Consider the following 17,180-nt stretch of genomic DNA (forward strand, 5'->3'; position numbering starts at 1 on the left):
GCTTCAGCCCGCAGTAATCAGCCGGTCGAAATCGCCGAGCGCCTTGAGCAATTCGGCTGCAGCACGGCTGTTCGCACCATAGACCTGCTCAGCCATGGGCAGAATGCCGGATACGGCGGGCAGATCGGCACCAGATTCGATAATGGCCTTCATGCGTGGCAGGAAGATCCACTGCAGCCACTGAGCGAAGTCCAGCGTGTCTACACAGAACGGCTGCTCACTGGCCAGCGCCTCCTCGCTCGGCGGTGCTACGTCCCACCAGCCCTGCACCCGCAACGCGCGCTCGACCAGCAACAGCTGATCGGCGATATGAGTTATTGGTGCAGCCGTCACAGATTGACTCGCGCACGCTCACGAGCCTGGGCCGCACCTGCTGCGTCACCCTGCTGCTCACGGGACTTGGCAATCAGATCCCACAAGCTGGCCTGCAGAGCCGGACGACCGCTGGCGTAGCTAAGGCCACGACGGGCGAACTGCTCGGCTTGAGCGGCATCGCCCTGGGCCAGACGCACCTCGGCAAGACGATAGAGAACCTGCGGTTCACGCGGGGCAATACGCTGCGCGCGCTCCAGACTGGAAGCGGCGCCATTGAGGTCGCCGCCAGTCTGCTGCTGTTGCGCACTGGTCAGCAGTGCCAGTACCGGGCCATCCAGTTGTTCATCGGCAGCCAAGCCACCGCTATTAGCACTGGGGATGCCGCTCGGCGTCGACGGCTGAGACGGCGGCGCACTGCCGTAAGTCGTCGAGCCCAACGGTTCGCTACTCAGCGGTGGCTCGTCGAATGTCAGCCCGCCTCCGTTGGCGGAAGCCCCAGCCGGCGCCGCATAGGTATCGATTGGCGCCGACGGGTTACCGCCGCCTGGCACCATCACCACCACGCCGGCATCATCCGACGAGGGCTGAGCCGGTTGCTGCGTCGCTGCAGGCGCATTGCTGTAGCCATTGCCGGGTCGATCGTCCTGCTCATACGCAGATGTACCGGAATCCACGACCGGAATGGAACCACGCGGCACGCTGGCACAACCTCCCAGCACCACCGAGGCAGTCAAAACGGGAATCAACCACTTACTCACGTCAAACCTCTCTCTATTCCAACCAGCCTTTCACCCAATCCATCACCGAGTCGACGGGGGCCTGAATACCACAACCTGACCCAGGAGCCGGCTCGCTGCCGCGAATATACGGCATCTGTACGGCACCCGGACAATTCTCTGCCGAGCCCTGCCCGGTCGCTGCATCCACCCATGCCTGCACCACGTTGTCCGGCATCGGCATGTCCAGCGGCAGCGGGTCGGCCCGCCGCATGAAGCCCGTCCAGGCCTGCAACGCACCGGTCGCGCCGGTAAACGGAGTCGGCCCGTTGTCGTCACGGCCCATCCACACCACGGCCAAGATGTCTTGGCTGAAACCAGCGAACCAGCTGTCCCGCGAATCGTTACTGGTACCGGTCTTGCCTGCCAGGGTCAGCGAGCCTGGCAGCTGGCTGTAAACCGAGCGGCCAGTGCCTTCACGCATGGTGCGCTGCATGGCGTTTTGCAGCAGGTAAATGGAGCCTGCGTCGAAACGCTGCTGAATCTGATACGGATAGCGCTTGAGCGGCTCGCCTTCGGCGGTCAGTACGCTACGAATCCCGCGCAACGGCGTATTGAAGCCACCGCTAGCCAGCGTCTGGTACATGCCTGTCACTTCCAGCGGCGTCAGCGCACCGGCACCCAGCAACATCGACGGATAGGCTGGCCACTGCCGCGACACACCTAGGCGCTCGAGGGTTTTGAGCACGTTCGGCACGCCCAGTTCCAAGCCTAGTTTGGCGGTGGACAGGTTGTAGGAGTTGGCCAGGCCCTGATACAGATAAATGCTGCCGTGTGCCTTGCGATCGTAGTTCTGTGGTTTCCATACCTGACCATCCTGGCCCTTCACTGAGAACGGTTCGTCCAGCACGCGACTGGTCAGGGTGTACTGGCTGGGGCGCTCGAGAGCGGTCAGATAGATTGCCGGTTTGATCAGCGAGCCAATGGGCCGCACCGCGTCCAACGCACGGTTGAACCCGGCAAAGCGTGGTTGGCGGCTGCCGATCAAGGCCTGGATCTCACCGGTCTCAGGATTGGTGACCACCATGCCAGCTTCGACCTGGTCGGAACCCTTGCGTCCAGCCTGACGTTTGAAGGTTTCAGCCAATGCATCTTCGGCCTTGAGCTGCAGGATCGGATCAAAACTGGTGAAGATGCGCAGCCCTTCTTCGGTTAAATCCTCATCACGGTAATCCTGACGAAGTTGACGGCGAACCAGGTCGAGGAACGCGGGGAACGAACCATTGGCCATGCTGCCGCGCTGGGTGACGCCCAGCGGGCGCTCTTTGGCGGCGGCGGCTTCTTCCGGGGATACCACGCCCTGCTCGGCCAGCAGGTCGAGAATCAGGTTACGCCGGGCCAGTGCCCGCTCAGGGTTGCGGCGCGGGTTATAGAAGGTAGGCCCCTTGACCATACCCACCAACAGCGCCACCTGATCGAGCTTGAGCTCGGAAAGCGGCTGACTGAAGAAATACTGGCTGGCCAGCCCGAAGCCGTGCACGGCGCGTTGGCCGTCCTGACCGAGGAACACCTCGTTGAGGTACGCCTCAAGAATCTCGCGCTTGTCGTAATGCAGTTCCAGCAGCACCGCCATCATGGCTTCGGTGATCTTGCGGGTCAGGCTGCGCTCGTTGGTCAGGTAGAAGTTCTTCACCAACTGCTGAGTCAGGGTACTGCCACCCTGGCGCAATTGGCCGGCAGTGGCGTTGACCCACACGGCACGGGCGATGGACTTCGGCGATACGCCGTAATGATTGAAGAACTCCCGATCCTCGACGGCCACCAGGGTTTCCACCAGATAGGCAGGCACCTGATCGAGTTTGATCAGCACACGGTCTTCCTGATGTGCAGGGTACAGACCGCCGATCAGCATCGGCTCCAGACGCGCCACAGCCAAGTCTTTGCCGTCGGCCCTGGTCAGCGCCGCGACATAATCGCCGGAGAAGCGCACATTGACCTGCTGCGCCTGCTCAGCACTCTCGTAGAACTGGAAGCCGCGCGAATGCAGGGAAATATTATTGCCCGACACGGCCACGGCACCCGGGCCATTTACCGAGCTTTCACGACGATAGCCGAGGGCATCCATCTCCTTGAGCAGATCATCCTTGGCCAGTTTCTGACCAACGAACAACTCCAAAGGCCGGGCATAGACCTTGGCCGGAACAGTCCAGCGCTTGCCGGAGAATTTCTCCTGAACGATGGCATCGAGGTAAACCGCAAAACCGGCGAACAGCACCAAACCCACCAGGCCAAGCTTTACAGCCCAGCCCAGCAAGGGGCGCATGCCACGGGGGCGGCGTTTGGAACGGGAGCGAGAAGATCGGGTACGAGTCATGGCGCGGCATTATACGCACTTTGCGAAACGTCGGCAGGCACTGCCGAGAGGCTGTTCACGTTTCGCAACAGCACTGCAGGTCGCGCTGAAACAGGATTGCCGCCTATCGATTTGCACCCTTGCAGCGAGGCGCCATAATGCGCGCCTGTTCTCCTCCTATCCAAGTCAAGGATCACCCGTGAGCCAAGCCCTGATTACCGCCTTGCAGAACCCGGCCCTTTATCCGCACCCGGTGGACGGTTTCAGTGTCATCGAGACCCATATTTCCTGGGTCGTACTGACCGGCCCTTACGCCTACAAGATCAAGAAACCGGTGGATTTCGGCTTCCTCAACTTCACGTCCCTGGAGTCCCGCCAGCACTTCTGTCAGGAGGAGCTACGCCTCAATCAGCGCCTGACTCAGGATTTGTATCTGGAGGTGCTGCCGATCAGCGGCAGCGCCGATGCCCCACGACTGGATGGCGAAGGCTCAATCATCGAATACGCCCTGAAGATGCGTCAGTTCCCCCAAGAGCAACTTCTGGCTCAGGTACAAGCTCGGGGAGAACTGAACGAAACGCATATCGACGCACTGGCCAAACAGATCGCCGACTTTCACCAGGAAACGCCTCAGGTCGCCAGCGACCACTCGCTGTGCAATGCCACGGCCATCGTTGCGCCGTTACGACAGAACTTCGAGCAGATCCGCCCGATGCTCAACGACAAGGCCGATCTGCAGCAATTGGACGCCCTGGAAAGCTGGGTGGAAACCAGCCTCGAGCGCCTGTGGCCAGATCTTGAGGCCAGAGCCCGCGATGGTTTCATCCGTGAGTGCCACGGTGACATTCACCTCGGCAATGCCACGCTACTGGACGGCCAGGCCACGCTGTTTGACTGCATCGAGTTCAACGAGCCTTTCCGCTTGACCGACATCGCACTGGATACCGCCTTCTTGGTCATGGATCTTGAAGACCGCGGCCTCAAGTGCCTGGCACGGCGCCTGCTCAACGGCTGGCTGGAGCACACTGGCGATTACGGCTCTCTGAAGGTGTTCAATCTCTACAAGACCCACCGCGCGCTGGTACGCGCCAAGGTCGCGCTGTTCCGCCTTGGCCAGGAGCAGGATGCCGTGCAACGAGCGGTGATCCTGCGCCAGTACCGCGGTTACGCCAGCCTGGCGGAAAGTTACAGCGCCATTCCGGCGCGCTTCCTGGCCGTTACTCATGGCGTATCGGCGGTCGGCAAGAGCCAGGTCGCGCTACGCCTGGTCGAGGCCCTCGGCGCAATACGCATCCGTTCGGATGTCGAGCGCAAACGCCTGCTGGGCGAACAAGAGGCGAATGCCGACGATCAGCTGAATACCGGCATTTATAGCGACGATGCCAGCAAGTCGGTGTACGAGCGTCTGAATCAACTGGCCGATCTGGCACTGCATGCGGGTTACCCGGTGGTGCTCGACGCCACCTACCTCAAACGCCCGCAGCGCCAGGCAGCCCAACTGATCGCCGAAGAGACCGGGGTGCCCTTCCTAATCGCCGACTGTCAGGCGCCCGATTCGGTCATCAACAGCTGGCTGCAGCAGCGTCAGCTACAGGGCGATGACCCTTCCGACGCCACGCTGCAGGTGATCGAAGCCCAGCGTGCCGGGCAGGACGCTCTCGACGAAAGCGAACTGGCGCATAGCAAGCGTGTAGACACCCACGACAGCGCTAGCCTCAACGAACTGGTCAACGTCATTCGCCTGCGCTTCCCAAACCTGTAAACCTGTCGAGCAACGCCGCCAAGCCGCTCTATACTGGCAGTGAGCCCCCATCGGATCACTGCCATCATGAGTCAACCCAGCCAGCTGGATAGTCCCCTCTACCGCCTTCTGCATAACGATGATGTCGCCGCCTTCAACGCGCAGCGGCCGCAAGGCGTTGACATCGACCTGAGCGGTGGCGATTTTCGCGGCCTTGATCTGCGTACCCTTAACGCCGAAAGCATCGACTTTCGCAATGCCTACTTCCGTGGGGCCGACCTGCGCGGCGTAGACCTACGTACTGCACAGCTCGAAGGCGCCAGCATTGCCCATGCGCAAATATCCGGCGCCTATTTCCCTGCCGAGTTGAGTGCCGATGAAATTCTCATGTCGATGAACTTTGGCACACGCTTGCGATACCGCACGCATCCCAACCACCTGTAGCAGCGTGTAACGCACCATTCGAGCACCTGCCCCAACGGCCGCTACACTTTCTCCCAATAGGGCGGCCACGCAGCACCCATCTGCAAAACGGCTGCGAAAAGGAGATTCAGTGAACGACGAACTGCAGCATCTTAAAAACTTGGGCAAGACCTCGTCGCAGTGGCTTCACGCCGTCGGCATCCACAATCCAGATGACTTACGCCGCTACGGCGCGGTCGATGCTTATAGAGCCGTCCGGGCACGCGGGTTCAGGGCTTCCAAAGTTCTGCTCTATGCTATTGAAGGCGCCCTGCTGGACGTTCACTGGAGCGAGTTGCCGCCAACCCGCAAGGCGAGTCTCAACCTACAACTCGAAGAAGCGGCCAACGACAGTAAGATCTAATTCTGCTCCATTGCAAAGGGCGCTTCATTCGTAATGATTGGTCTCGCCGCGCTCGCAACGACCAGTCTGTCTGACCCGGCCCGTCAAAATTCATGAGGCTGCATAGCCCCGATAACGCGGGCTTAGGTGTCACTGTACTGGCGTAGAATACGCGTTGGTTCACAACCTCTAGCGAGAGCGATTTACCTGGAGCGCGGCGCAGATTATCGTCTCAGGGATTTTCGTGCGCATCCAGCATGAGTAGCTCAAGGAATCATCATGTATTTACTCGGGGAACAACCGGCCTACGCCGACCAACTGATCAGCCGATTGCAGAGCATCCCCGGGAAATTACTCGACGGGCTAAGCCCATGCGGCGTAGCGCTACAAGTCGAGCGCAGCGAGGATCTGGCGAGCGAACTGCCGGGCAACCAATTATTCATCATCGACAACGGCTTGCTACATGCCCTGGTCGATGAGCGGCCGCTGTTCTACTTGCAGGAAGGCGACCTGGTTGGCTTGCGCCAAGGTATTGATCTACCAACCTGCCGCTATACCAGCGACGAACCAGTGACGCTGATTCCCTATTCGCGCAGCGAAGTGTTCAAGCACATCTATGCCAGCGAGCCTCGTCAGGAACTGTTCATTCAGTACCTGGTGGGCCACACCGCCCTGCTTTCAGACGCACTGGCGCGCATCAAACAGCCGGAAGTACGGCCTGCCACCGGCTTCAAGCACTTTGGCAAAGGCGACTCGCTGATCCATCAGGGCGACGAAGCAGATCACGTATTCATCATCATCGAGGGGCATGCCGAAGCCTTCGTAGACGGTTTGAAGGTAGGCGACGTGCAGAAAGACGAGATTTTCGGCGCCATGGCCGTGTTCACCCATGAAAAGCGCAGTGCCACGGTGGTTGCCAGTGAAGCCTGCACGGTGATGGTGATCCCCAAGGATCAGTTCCTCAGCCTGATGGAAAGCAACCCGCGCATCGCCCATAGCCTCGTCGAGAGCATGGCGCGGCGCATCGACCTGCTCAACAAGGAAGTCACCGGGCTACGTCAGCCCGGTTGAGCTTACAAGCTGTTATCGAACCCCGGCCAAGTACCGGGGTTCGTCGTTTCAAGGCCTGCAAAAGGCTATCGCCGCGATGAATGAAAATAATTTCCAATTAGCCGTTGACTGAGAAATGAGAATTGCTATTATTTACATCAACTGATCGCGAGATCAGCCGATAAGCTAAAGAGACCTTAGGTCGGACTCTTCAGATTATCTCCTCATCAGGCTAATCACGGTTATTGACCCGGCTCTTTGCCGGGTCTTTTTTTGCCTGCAGGAAATGTTTCTACCGCGTTTCACTCGCCGAGAAGTGACGTCCGTCGCCTCGTTGATCTGCATCAGAGCGGTTACCCCAGTTGCGGCTAGACTGTCCGCACGCTCACTGGGAGTCACCCTCATGAATATCCGGATACGTGCGTTAAAAGGCCCTCTCGGCATTCACTGGCAAGTGAGTCTCGGCAAGCATCAGGTCAGTTTTCGCAGCGAAGGGGAAGCGCGCCAGTTCGTGGCGACCCTCGAAGCGAGAGTGCAGGCCCCCCACGCGCTGCCGGAGAGGCAACGCATGGCAAGCTGAACATCGGGTCAGCCGTGGGGGTGCCCGGCGCGCTTCTCAGCCCAGCGGGTGAAGCGCGAAGCCAGCACTGCCAGCATGCCGCAACAGAAGATCACCAACGCCATCGGTACGGCGCTGCCGTCGTGCAGCACGCCGACCATGGACGCGGCAGTGGCGGCGATGGTGAATTGCAGGCTGCCCATCAGTGCCGATGCGCTTCCCGCATGACGCCCCTGCCCTGCCATGGCGCAGGCCGAGGTGTTCGGCAGCAGAATGCCCAGCGACGCAATGCAGCCGAACAGCGGCACCATCAGCGGCCAAAGTGACTGGGTATGCACCCACGACAACAGCAGCAACAGCGTGCCACAACCCAGATAGAACCAGACGATGCGCCTGGCCCAGTAGGCCGGCCCCTGGCGTGATACCAGCCAGGCGTTGACCTGTGCCGCCAGGATGAAGCCAGCGGCGTTGGTACCGAACAGCCAGCCGTAGTGTTCTGGCGCAATGCCATAGAGTTCGATGAACACGAAGGGCGAGCCGGCGATGTACGCAAACATGCCGGCAATCGCCAGCCCCCCCGTCAGGGCATGGCCGATAAAGGGCAGATCGGCGAACAGCCGGCGATATTCACCGAGCGCGCCGCGCAGCGGAGCCGGTTCGACATTGGGGTTCAGGGTTTCCGGCAGCCACAGATACAAGGCGACCAGGCAAGCCGCGCTGAACAGCGTCAGGCAAACGAATATCGATGGCCAGCCGAACAGGTTGAGCAGCAGCCCGCCCGCCACGGGCGCGAGGATCGGCGCTAGCCCCATCACCAGCATCAGTTGCGAGAACACTTTAGCCGAGCTGATCGGGTCACACAGGTCGCGCACCACGGCGCGCGACACCACCATGCCGGCGCAACCGCCCAAGGCCTGCACGAAGCGCGCGACGATCAGCCACTCCAGGCTGGGCGCCACGGCGCAGGCCAGCGAGGCGAGAGTGAACAGTGATACCCCGACGAGCAGCGGAATGCGCCGCCCGAAACGGTCAGCCAACGGGCCATAGAGCAACTGCCCGATGGCCAGACCAGCGAAGTAGGAGGCCAGGGAAAGCTGAACATGCTCGGTGTCAGTATCGAAGGCCAGCGCCAAGGCGGGAAAACTGGGCAGGTAGAAGTCGATGGCCAAGGGGCCGAAGGCACTGAGTGCGCCAAGGATCAGTAACAGGCGAAACGTCATTTGCAAGGTACTCGACGAGAGTCCCGGCTCCGGGCCGGGTCAACGGGCGGAGCGCTGGAGGCTCCTTAAAGAATGGATGCCGACAATTACATACAAGTTCGTCTGTAAAACAAACCTTGGGACAAAAAAATAATTACACTCGCCATTCCTGAACCGATTTGATTCCTGTCGTATGCGTCGAACCAAAGAGCAAGCAGAACTGACCCGCAACACCATTCTGGCATCCGCCGAGATGCTGTTTCTGGAAAAAGGCGTCGCCCACACCAGCCTTGAGCATATCGCTAAGCATGCGGGCGTGACCCGCGGCGCGGTCTATTGGCACTTTCAGAACAAGGCTCATCTGTTTCACGACATGCTCAGCCAGGTGCGCCTGCCCCCGGAGCAACTGGCCAGGCACCTGCAAGAGAGCCAATCCGGCGACGGCTTGCAGTCACTGCGCGAGCTTTGCGTGGAAGGTATCGCGGGTATCGCGCTGGACGAGCAGAAGCGGCGCATCTTCACGATCCTGCTGCATCGCTGCGAGTTCACCGAGGAGCTGCGCGAGGCCGAAGAGCGCCACGAAGCCTTCATCAATCAATTCATCGACCTCTGCGAGGCGATTTTCGCGCATTCGTCCGCGCAGCCTCGGCTTCGACCGGGCATGACGCCGCGTCTCGCAGCGCGCACCTTGCACGCGCTGATCGTCGGCATGCTCAGCGACTGGCTGCGCGACAACAGCCTGTTCGACCCGCAGAACGACGGGCCGGTGATGATCGACGGGCTGTTTCGCGGCCTGATCAGCGATTGGAACTAGCAGCGACTGGCAGTGTGGCCTGACCTGGCATCACTGTTTGCAGGCCTAGGTTCGCCCCGTAGGCAACGCTTCGGCCTTATAGCCCGAGTCGATGATCGCCTTGAGCACCTGATCGACCGGATGCGAGGTCCAGCACCCTGACCTCGCCTGCGCTCAGATCCACCTGCACCTGCGCCGAGGCATCGATCGCCTGTACGGCATCGGTGATCGAGCGCTCACAATGGGCGCATGTCATGCCATCTACCTTGAATATCTGCATCGTCATCTCCTCTGCCCTCGTGGGCAATCATTCGATTAGTGGAAAAGTATCGAGCTTGCCATCGGGTCAAGGTCAACCCTCGAACTTGTTGAACCGGCCAACCTCGGCCAAGCTCTGAAAAACCCCATAGCCATCTGGTCTGACCATGCGCCGCCTCCTCTTCTCATTGTTTCTCGCTCTGCCTTTGCCAGCCCTCGCCCAGGTACTGCCATCGCATACCACCCTGGGAGATGGCTATGCCGTACTGATCATCTCCCGCGAGCGCCTGGAAGTGGCATCGCCATGCGAGTTCGGCGTCTACCTGCAGGATCAGCTGGCCGCACGGCTGTTCCAGGGCCAGTCGGTGTCCTTCAACCTGCCGCCCGGCGATGTGTCGGTGCGCCTGGGCATGATCGGCACCGAAAGCTGCCAGGCCGGTATCACCCCGCTCGACAGCCAGCGGCTGAGCCTGACTGCCGGCGAGATTCGTCGCTATCGCATCGGCCTAAGCCCATCCGGCCCCTACCTGACTCCGGCACCGTCCAGCCAGTAATCCTGCCTGCCTGCCACATGAGCATCTCTGGGGCTTGACCTTCCCCATAGGTCAAGGTTGATCCTGTACATACCCGCCAGGATTCGCCGGAGATGATCATGCCCACGCCGCCCACCCTCGACTTGCCGATCGCCGGTATGACCTGCGCAACCTGCGCCGGTCGGGTCGAGCGCGCCTTGCGAGGTGTCCCTCAGGTCACTGAAGCCAGCGTCAACCTGGCCAGCGAGCGTGCGCGTGTCGAAGCACCTGCCGAGCAACTACCGGCATTGGTGGCGGCCGTACAGAAAGCTGGCTACGAGATACCCAGTGAAAGCCTGGATCTGGCTATTTCCGGCATGACCTGCGCCAGTTGCGCGGGTCGCGTCGAGCGCGCGCTGAGCAGGCAGCCCGGCGTGCTGGCGGTCAGCGTCAACCTGGCCACCGAGCAAGCCCGCGTGCAGGTGGTCACCGGTGTCGATACCCAGGCGCTGCTGGCGGCGGTGTCGGCCGTCGGCTATTTGGCCAGCACAGTGGATGCACCAAAGGCGCATGGCGACGCCAACGACCGCCGCTTGCAGGCCGAGCGCTGGCGACTGGCACTGGCCTTGCTGCTCGCCGCGCCGCTGGTCTTGCCGATGCTGCTGGTGCCCTTCGGCGTGCACCTGATGCTGCCAGCCTGGGCACAATTCCTACTCGCTACACCGGTGCAGTTCGTCCTCGGTGCGCGCTTTTACCGAGCCGCCTGGAACGCCCTGCGCAGCGGCTCCGGCAATATGGATCAGCTGGTCGCCCTGGGCACCAGCGCCGGTTACGGCCTGAGCCTCTATCAGTGGGCGATCACCCCGGCGGGGGGCACACCCCATCTGTATTTCGAAGCCTCTGCAGTGATCATCGCCCTGATCCTGCTGGGCAAATACCTGGAAAGCCGCGCCAAGCGTCAGACCACCAGTGCCATCCGTGCGCTGCAGGCGTTACGCCCCGATGAGGCCACGCGCCTGCAGGGCGGCATCGAGCAACGAGTTGCCGTCAGTGCACTGAGCTTGGGCGACCAGGTACTGGTCAGGCCGGGCGAGCGATTTCCGGTCGACGGCAAAGTGCTCGAAGGCGACAGCCACGCCGACGAGGCACTGATCAGTGGTGAAAGCCTGCCGCAAGCCAAGGCACCGGGCGACTCGGTAACAGCCGGGGCGATCAACGGCGAGGGTCGTCTGCTGATCGAGACCACCGCTCTGGGTGCAGAAACCGTGCTTTCACGGATCATCCGCCTGGTCGAGGACGCCCAAGCCGCCAAGGCGCCGATCCAGAAGCTGGTGGACAGGGTCAGCCAGGTATTCGTGCCAGTGGTGCTGCTGATCGCGCTGCTGACCTTGATCGTCTGGCTGAGCCTGGGGGCGGGCCTAGAAAACGCGCTGCTCAATGCCGTGGCCGTTCTGGTGATCGCCTGCCCCTGCGCCCTGGGCCTGGCAACGCCAACGGCAATCATGGCCGGCACCGGCGTGGCGGCCCGGCACGGCATCCTGATCAAGGATGCCGAAGCCCTGGAGATCGCCCATGGCGTGACGGTGGTGGCGTTCGACAAGACCGGTACCCTGACCTCCGGCGCACCGCGTATCGCCCACCTACAAACCGTCGACCTCGATGCCAACCAGGCACTACGCCTGGCCGGGGCGCTACAGCAAGGCAGCGAGCACCCACTAGCCAAGGCGGTGTTGCAGGCTTGTCAGGAGGCAGCGTTGACGCTTGCGCCTGTCAGCGCCAGCCAGGCGTTGGCCGGCCTCGGCATTGCCGGTCAGGCCGAGGGCCGGTCGCTGCAACTGGGCAATCGTCGCCTGCTGCAGGAAAGCGGCGCCAGCGAGCCACACGAACTGGCCATGGCGGCCCAGGCCTGGGAAGCCGAGGGGCGCACCCTGTCCTGGCTGATCGAGTCGGGCTCCAAGCCGCGTGTGCTTGCCCTGTTCGCCTTTGGCGATACCTTGAAAGAAGGCGCCCGTGAAGCGATCGGAGCGCTAAGCAGCCGGCATATCGCCAGCCACCTGATCAGCGGCGACAACCAAGGCAGTGCACAGGCTGTCGCCAGGCAGTTGGGGATCGACTCGGTTCATGCTCAGGTTCTGCCTGCGGACAAGGCGCGGATCATCAGTGAGCTGAAAGCCGCTGGTGTGGTGGCCATGGTCGGCGACGGCATCAACGACGCCCCTGCCCTGGCTGCAGCGGATGTCGGCATCGCCATGGGCGGCGGCACCGATGTGGCGATGCAGGCGGCCGGCATCACCCTGATGCGCGGTGATCCGCGACTGGTACCCGCCGCCCTGGATATCGCCCGGCGCACCTACGCGAAAATCCGCCAGAATCTGTTCTGGGCCTTCATCTACAACCTAGTGGGCATTCCCCTGGCCGCCTTCGGGCTCCTCGACCCGATGCTCGCGGGCGCGGCCATGGCGCTGTCGAGCGTCAGCGTTGTGAGCAATGCCCTGCTGCTGAAAACCTGGCGGCCCAAGCACCTCGAGGAGTAAAACGATGAATATCGGTCAGGCGGCCAAGCACACCGGGCTCAGTGCCAAGATGATCCGTTACTACGAAGCCATCGGCCTGCTGCCCAGCGCCGGGCGCAGCGAAAGTGGCTATCGCCAGTACGGCGACGATGACCTGCAGCGCCTGCGCTTCATCCGCCGAGCTCGTGACCTGGGCTTCTCGTTGGCCGAGTCGGGCAAGCTGCTGGCCCTGTGGCACGACCGCGAACGGGCCAGCGCCGATGTAAAAGCCCTGGCCGTGGAGCATATTGACGCGCTCAACGGCAAGATCGCCGAGCTCGAAGCCCTGCGCGACACGCTGCAGAGTCTGGTGGATCACTGTCAGGGCGACCACCGCCCCGACTGCCCGATTCTCGATGACCTGCAGGCTGGTGATGCCTGTTGTCAGACGGCCGGAGCGCCCACGGCCAGACGCTGAAGAGCCGTGCAATCGGCGACGAAGTGATCGCTCAATTCCGGCCAGGGATTGGTCGGCAGATTCACCAGCACGGTAGCGCTGCCGGCGGCACGGCCACAGGCCAGATCATGGCGATGGTCGCCGACCATGACCATGTCCTGGGGCGCCACCTGCCAGCGGTCAGCCAAGTGCAGCAGGCCGCCGGGGTCGGGTTTCGGCGGTGCTTCGTCGCGACCGAGAATGTCGGCCGGTGCGAAGCAGTCGTCCACGCCAATGGCCTGCAGGGTCAACAGCGCCAGCTCACGGGCATTGCGGGTCAGGATGCCGAGGCGCAGCCCGCGCGCGTGCAACCCGCGCACCAACGCAACTGCCCCTGCCGCTGGCCGCGCGGCGACGGCCAGTTCGCGCTCATGCTCGAGCAGCCAGGCATGCTTGGCCCGTGAGACATCCGCGGGAAGCGCGGCCAGGTGATGAAGAATGTCGTCCTCGGCCGGGATATCCAACGCTACGCGGATGGCAGCGAAATCATGCACGGCGATGGTCAGGGTGCCGTCCATATCGAAAACCCAATGGGTGTAGCGCTGCAGACTCATCGCCCCTCCGGCAACTGCAGAATCGAGAGCGCAGCATACCTGCTCAGTACATGATGATCACCGTCACGTTGTCCGTGTAGGTGCCGACCGGTACGTTGGCCTGGTTGGGATCGATGATGCCCAGGAACGGCACGCTCTGCTGCAGACCGTTGCCGACCATCGGTTGCGTCTGGCTGGTAGTCCAGACGGTGGTGGTGTTGGGGAAATACAGGTTGTAGTTGAGCCGATTGCTGCCGCTGGCCATGCGCCGCCAAGGCCCCTGGTAGTTCTGGCCGTTGTCGAAGCCCACGGTATAGCCCTCGGTATTGGTGCAGGTGACACCGATGTTGCGGGTAACCGGCGCGAACTGGCTGACCAGCGCCTGGGTACCGAAATCCATCACCAGCTCGCTATTGCTGATCACACAGGCCTTGGTGACCACCAGGCTGACCGTCACCGTAACCGGGCTGCCCGTTCCCCAGGAGGCCGGCGGGTTGCAGACCAGCACCACACAGGTTGGCAGTGGCACCCCTGGGCTGCGACTCCAGTTCGTGCATATACCCAGAGCGCTGAGGCCTGTGCACACGGCGTACTGCCAGGTCAGGCTCAGGGTGGCGGTATAGGTGCCGGCCTGTACGTTGGCGCCAGTGGCGGTACGAAAATACAGCGGCACCGTCGCGCCACTGCCACCCAGGTTCAACAGGGTCGCGCCATTGAGGGTAACGGGCTGGCCAGGCTGCAGGGCGTTGGTGTAACCGGAGTTGGTGAACACCTGCAACGGAATCTGCCGGCCATCGCGGCTTAGAACCGCTGCGCCGTTCAGGGTGACGCGCATGAAGTTGTTGGCCAGCAGCGTCAGGCTACCCGTACACAGAATGCCACCGCTACCGGCTGCCTGGGGTGCGGTGGTGATCAGGCTCAGGGAGTTGGTGGTGCCCAGCGACACCGTCGATCCCGGCGCGGTGCATTCCGCCGCGGCAAGCCCCGGCAACGTCAGCAGTAACGCCAGCAGAATCGCTCTCACCTTCGCCTCCTTCAACGACATGTCAGTGGCCCCACCAGGGACATTTCCTCATCGAGGCTTTCCAGTTCAAACCCCGCGGCGCACTGACCGCCATCGGGCAACGCCACCTGCAAGCGATTGTTTTTCTGCAGCCCTTCAAAATACACCAGGCCGTCCCAGCCAACGGTGGCCTGCCGGTCACTATCCTGCAAAGTCACCTGACTGCCACGGGGCAACACTTCACCGCGACTGTCGATCAGCACGATGCTCGCCGCCACCACCCGGCGCAGCTCGAAGTCGAGCATTGCACCGCTGCCCTCGTGCACCGCGATGCTGCGCTCGACCTCCGGGGTGCGAATATTGGCCGGCAGCCCCAGTGAATCGATGGCGTACTGGCCCGGGTAGTAAGAAGGCACCCAGGGCACCAGCAGATGCCCTCGGGAATTGGTTTCGCCGAGCAACTGGTGCTCGAAACTCACCGGCACCCCGGCATAGCCATCGGTGCTGACCAGTACGAAGGCGTCGTCGATGCGGTTGCTGGCATACACCCCGCCGCCCATTGCCACCACGGAGCCGCTGACATCGCCCCAGTAGGTGCGCCGCCCGCCATCGTCGTAGACGCCAGCCTGATACTGGGCATGCCGCGCGCGCCAGGTCATGTCGGCCTGGGCGTAGCGGTCGCCGTTGCCCGCGGCATAGGCCAGGTTGTAGCCCACGCCACCCTCGCTGGGTGCACTGCGCCCGAAGTTGCTGCGCTGTCGATAGCCACCGTTACGATCACGTTCCACGCCGACGCTGAGGGTCGAGCGCAGGTCGAAGGGAATCATCCACTGCAGCAGCGCGGAATAGCCGGGCTCGCCGATTTCGCGGTTGAGCGACAGGAACAGGTTGCTGTTGCCAGGCAGCCCACGTGACCAGGACAAGTTGATCAGGCGGCTGCGGGTACCGTCATGCATCTCGCTGGCAAAATAGCCGATGCCGATATTGCCGATGCGCCTGGGGTTCAGCGACAGGGTCACCTGATCGGTGGTCTTTGCTAGCCCCGAAATCCCACGGCTGCTCTGCAGGGCGCTGATCACGCTGAGGTCGGCATAGGCTTCGTCGCGCTGCACGCGCTGCATGGCGAGGCCGAACAACGGTGAGTAATAGCTGTAGCCCAGGCTCAGTTGCTGGCCGCGCTGGCCGGCGTGCTCGCTGTAGGAAAGCGAGGTTCCCAGGGTGCCCCAGGTGCCTACCGCGAAGGTGCCGCCCAGACCGCCGAGGCGCAGGTCATCACCGCTTTCACCATGACTTTCCAGGGTGAAACCGTCGCTCACGCCATAGCGGAACGTGCCGCTGGCGGCCTGGCTGCCGTAGGCGAAGTTCTCCACACCGTAGTCCTGACGCAGCTTGCCGGCGGACAGCGAGTAATCGTAAAGCCCCTTCTGCAGTAGCGTGTTGGTCACGTAGAACGGCACCTCGGTGGCCACCTGACGTCCCAGTGCATCGGTGGCGACGACAGTCGCGGTGCCCGCGCCGCTGATAAAGGGCACGCTGCTGATGGTGAAGGGGCCGGGGTTGAGCATTTCGCTGCTGACCCGACTGTTGTTGATCAGCAGATCCACCGAGGTCGGTACCGCGGCATCGCCGCTGAAGCTGGGCAACGGATAGGTGATCAGATCCGGGCGCAGACCGAAATTGCGTGACAGCTGCACCCCGCCGATACGCACCGCACGGTTCCAGGTCAGTGCCCCGGTGATCAGGTCACCGGCCTCGTAGCTGAGCATCCGCTGCTGGTCGTTGTAGCGCCAGAAGGTGTCGTAGCGAATGTAGCCATCGCCCTGAGCACTGTTGCCTGAGAAGGCATGGCGATATACGCCGCTGTTGCTGAGCCGCCCCATGCTGCCGAACACCCGCTGCTCCAGCCAGCCGTTAAGCAGGCGCGAGCCTTCGTCACTGTCGCTGTAGTAGAAGTCGTAGTTGAGCAGTGCCCCGAACGAGCTCTGTGCCGCCATCCCGTCATAAACCTGGGTCTGCCCCACCGCCTGGTCGGGCAGCCAATCGCTGGGCAGGGTCAGTTTCAGTTGCTGAAACTCCTGCTGATAGCCGCTCTGCAGCCCCTGGATGTCTGCCAGATCCTGCAACCCGCTGGCATCCTCGGCCAACGGCACGCCGACAGCGCGCAACTCGTCGCTGTCGAGCAGATAGCGGCCGGCGCGATAGGTCACCGGCACGATCCGCTCGGTCGACAGTTCATTGACCACCAGTTCCAGATAGAGAACGTATTCATCGGGCATCTGCTGCGCCTGCAGCCCCTGCCCCACCAGCAACAGCAAAGCGCCGAGCCAATGGGCCAGGGCAACACGCATTGCAAAG

At 62.2% G+C, this 17,180-nt stretch carries 17 protein-coding genes; 9 read left to right on the forward strand and 8 right to left on the reverse strand.

The window, feature by feature from the left end:
- Positions 1–3: 3 nt before the first annotated feature.
- The 3 genes from ACZ0AI_RS12795 to mrcB are packed head-to-tail and all read right to left on the reverse strand — an operon-like array spanning position 4 to position 3,405.
- The gene (locus ACZ0AI_RS12795; RefSeq protein WP_463562232.1) at positions 4–333 is read right to left on the reverse strand and encodes a YqcC family protein; all 330 of its coding nucleotides are present in this window, start codon (positions 331–333) and stop codon (positions 4–6) included.
- Positions 330–1,073: a tetratricopeptide repeat protein gene (locus ACZ0AI_RS12800; protein ID WP_463562233.1), complete on the reverse strand. Its 744-nt coding sequence runs from the start codon at positions 1,071–1,073 to the stop codon at positions 330–332. The genes ACZ0AI_RS12795 and ACZ0AI_RS12800 overlap by 4 nt, the downstream gene beginning before the upstream one ends.
- Before the next feature lie 13 nt (positions 1,074–1,086).
- Positions 1,087–3,405 (reverse strand): penicillin-binding protein 1B, encoded by a 2,319-nt coding sequence (gene mrcB, locus ACZ0AI_RS12805; protein ID WP_463562234.1) that lies wholly within the window; start codon positions 3,403–3,405, stop codon positions 1,087–1,089.
- A gap of 178 nt (positions 3,406–3,583) precedes the next feature.
- On the opposite strand from mrcB, the gene ACZ0AI_RS12810 reads away from it, so the two are divergent.
- From ACZ0AI_RS12810 to ACZ0AI_RS12830, 5 genes are all read left to right on the forward strand, one after another.
- Positions 3,584–5,146 carry a bifunctional aminoglycoside phosphotransferase/ATP-binding protein gene (locus tag ACZ0AI_RS12810; RefSeq protein ID WP_463562235.1) on the forward strand — a complete coding sequence of 521 codons (1,563 nt, stop codon included), beginning with the start codon at positions 3,584–3,586 and terminating at the stop codon, positions 5,144–5,146.
- A gap of 66 nt (positions 5,147–5,212) precedes the next feature.
- The gene (locus tag ACZ0AI_RS12815; protein WP_463562236.1) at positions 5,213–5,569 is read left to right on the forward strand and encodes a pentapeptide repeat-containing protein; all 357 of its coding nucleotides are present in this window, start codon (positions 5,213–5,215) and stop codon (positions 5,567–5,569) included.
- Positions 5,570–5,678: 109 nt separating this feature from the next.
- Positions 5,679–5,951, forward strand: coding sequence for a TfoX/Sxy family protein (locus tag ACZ0AI_RS12820; protein WP_225838519.1), 273 nt, complete (start codon positions 5,679–5,681; stop codon positions 5,949–5,951).
- A gap of 258 nt (positions 5,952–6,209) precedes the next feature.
- Complete coding sequence (locus ACZ0AI_RS12825; RefSeq protein WP_225838517.1) at positions 6,210–7,001, forward strand: Crp/Fnr family transcriptional regulator; 792 nt, start codon at positions 6,210–6,212, stop codon at positions 6,999–7,001.
- 382 nt (positions 7,002–7,383) lie between these two features.
- On the forward strand, positions 7,384–7,560 hold the full coding sequence (locus ACZ0AI_RS12830) for a hypothetical protein (RefSeq protein ID WP_463562237.1): 177 nt from the start codon (positions 7,384–7,386) through the stop codon (positions 7,558–7,560).
- An 8-nt stretch (positions 7,561–7,568) separates the two neighbouring features.
- On the opposite strand, the gene ACZ0AI_RS12835 is transcribed toward ACZ0AI_RS12830, so the two are convergent.
- The gene (locus tag ACZ0AI_RS12835) at positions 7,569–8,759 is read right to left on the reverse strand and encodes a multidrug effflux MFS transporter (RefSeq protein ID WP_463562238.1); all 1,191 of its coding nucleotides are present in this window, start codon (positions 8,757–8,759) and stop codon (positions 7,569–7,571) included.
- A 172-nt stretch (positions 8,760–8,931) separates the two neighbouring features.
- Between ACZ0AI_RS12835 and ACZ0AI_RS12840 the strand changes: the two genes are divergently transcribed.
- Complete coding sequence (locus tag ACZ0AI_RS12840) at positions 8,932–9,552, forward strand: TetR family transcriptional regulator (protein ID WP_463562239.1); 621 nt, start codon at positions 8,932–8,934, stop codon at positions 9,550–9,552.
- A 76-nt stretch (positions 9,553–9,628) separates the two neighbouring features.
- Here the strand turns inward: ACZ0AI_RS12840 and ACZ0AI_RS12845 are convergent, their stop codons facing one another.
- Entirely contained in the window at positions 9,629–9,811 is a 183-nt protein-coding gene (locus tag ACZ0AI_RS12845) for a heavy-metal-associated domain-containing protein (protein ID WP_463562240.1), read from the reverse strand.
- A 145-nt stretch (positions 9,812–9,956) separates the two neighbouring features.
- On the opposite strand from ACZ0AI_RS12845, the gene ACZ0AI_RS12850 reads away from it, so the two are divergent.
- From ACZ0AI_RS12850 to cueR, 3 genes are all read left to right on the forward strand, one after another.
- Positions 9,957–10,343: a hypothetical protein gene (locus ACZ0AI_RS12850; RefSeq protein WP_225838505.1), complete on the forward strand. Its 387-nt coding sequence runs from the start codon at positions 9,957–9,959 to the stop codon at positions 10,341–10,343.
- A gap of 98 nt (positions 10,344–10,441) precedes the next feature.
- Positions 10,442–12,835 carry a heavy metal translocating P-type ATPase gene (locus ACZ0AI_RS12855; protein ID WP_463562241.1) on the forward strand — a complete coding sequence of 798 codons (2,394 nt, stop codon included), beginning with the start codon at positions 10,442–10,444 and terminating at the stop codon, positions 12,833–12,835.
- Positions 12,836–12,839: 4 nt separating this feature from the next.
- Positions 12,840–13,271 (forward strand): Cu(I)-responsive transcriptional regulator, encoded by a 432-nt coding sequence (gene cueR / locus ACZ0AI_RS12860; protein ID WP_463562242.1) that lies wholly within the window; start codon positions 12,840–12,842, stop codon positions 13,269–13,271.
- Here cueR and ACZ0AI_RS12865 read toward each other — a convergent pair.
- Genes ACZ0AI_RS12865 through ACZ0AI_RS12875 form a run of 3 tightly spaced genes read right to left on the reverse strand, consistent with a single transcriptional unit; the run spans position 13,238 to position 17,173 of the window.
- Positions 13,238–13,843 (reverse strand): HAD family hydrolase, encoded by a 606-nt coding sequence (locus tag ACZ0AI_RS12865; RefSeq protein ID WP_463562243.1) that lies wholly within the window; start codon positions 13,841–13,843, stop codon positions 13,238–13,240. The two genes, cueR and ACZ0AI_RS12865, sit on opposite strands and share 34 nt — an antisense overlap.
- Before the next feature lie 43 nt (positions 13,844–13,886).
- Positions 13,887–14,846, reverse strand: a complete 960-nt coding sequence (locus ACZ0AI_RS12870; protein WP_463562244.1) for a Csu type fimbrial protein — start codon at positions 14,844–14,846, stop codon at positions 13,887–13,889.
- Between the two features lie 11 nt (positions 14,847–14,857).
- Complete coding sequence (locus tag ACZ0AI_RS12875) at positions 14,858–17,173, reverse strand: fimbria/pilus outer membrane usher protein (RefSeq protein ID WP_463562245.1); 2,316 nt, start codon at positions 17,171–17,173, stop codon at positions 14,858–14,860.
- Between the last annotated feature and the right edge of the window lie 7 nt (positions 17,174–17,180).

Source organism: Pseudomonas sp. AC355, assembly GCF_979258205.1.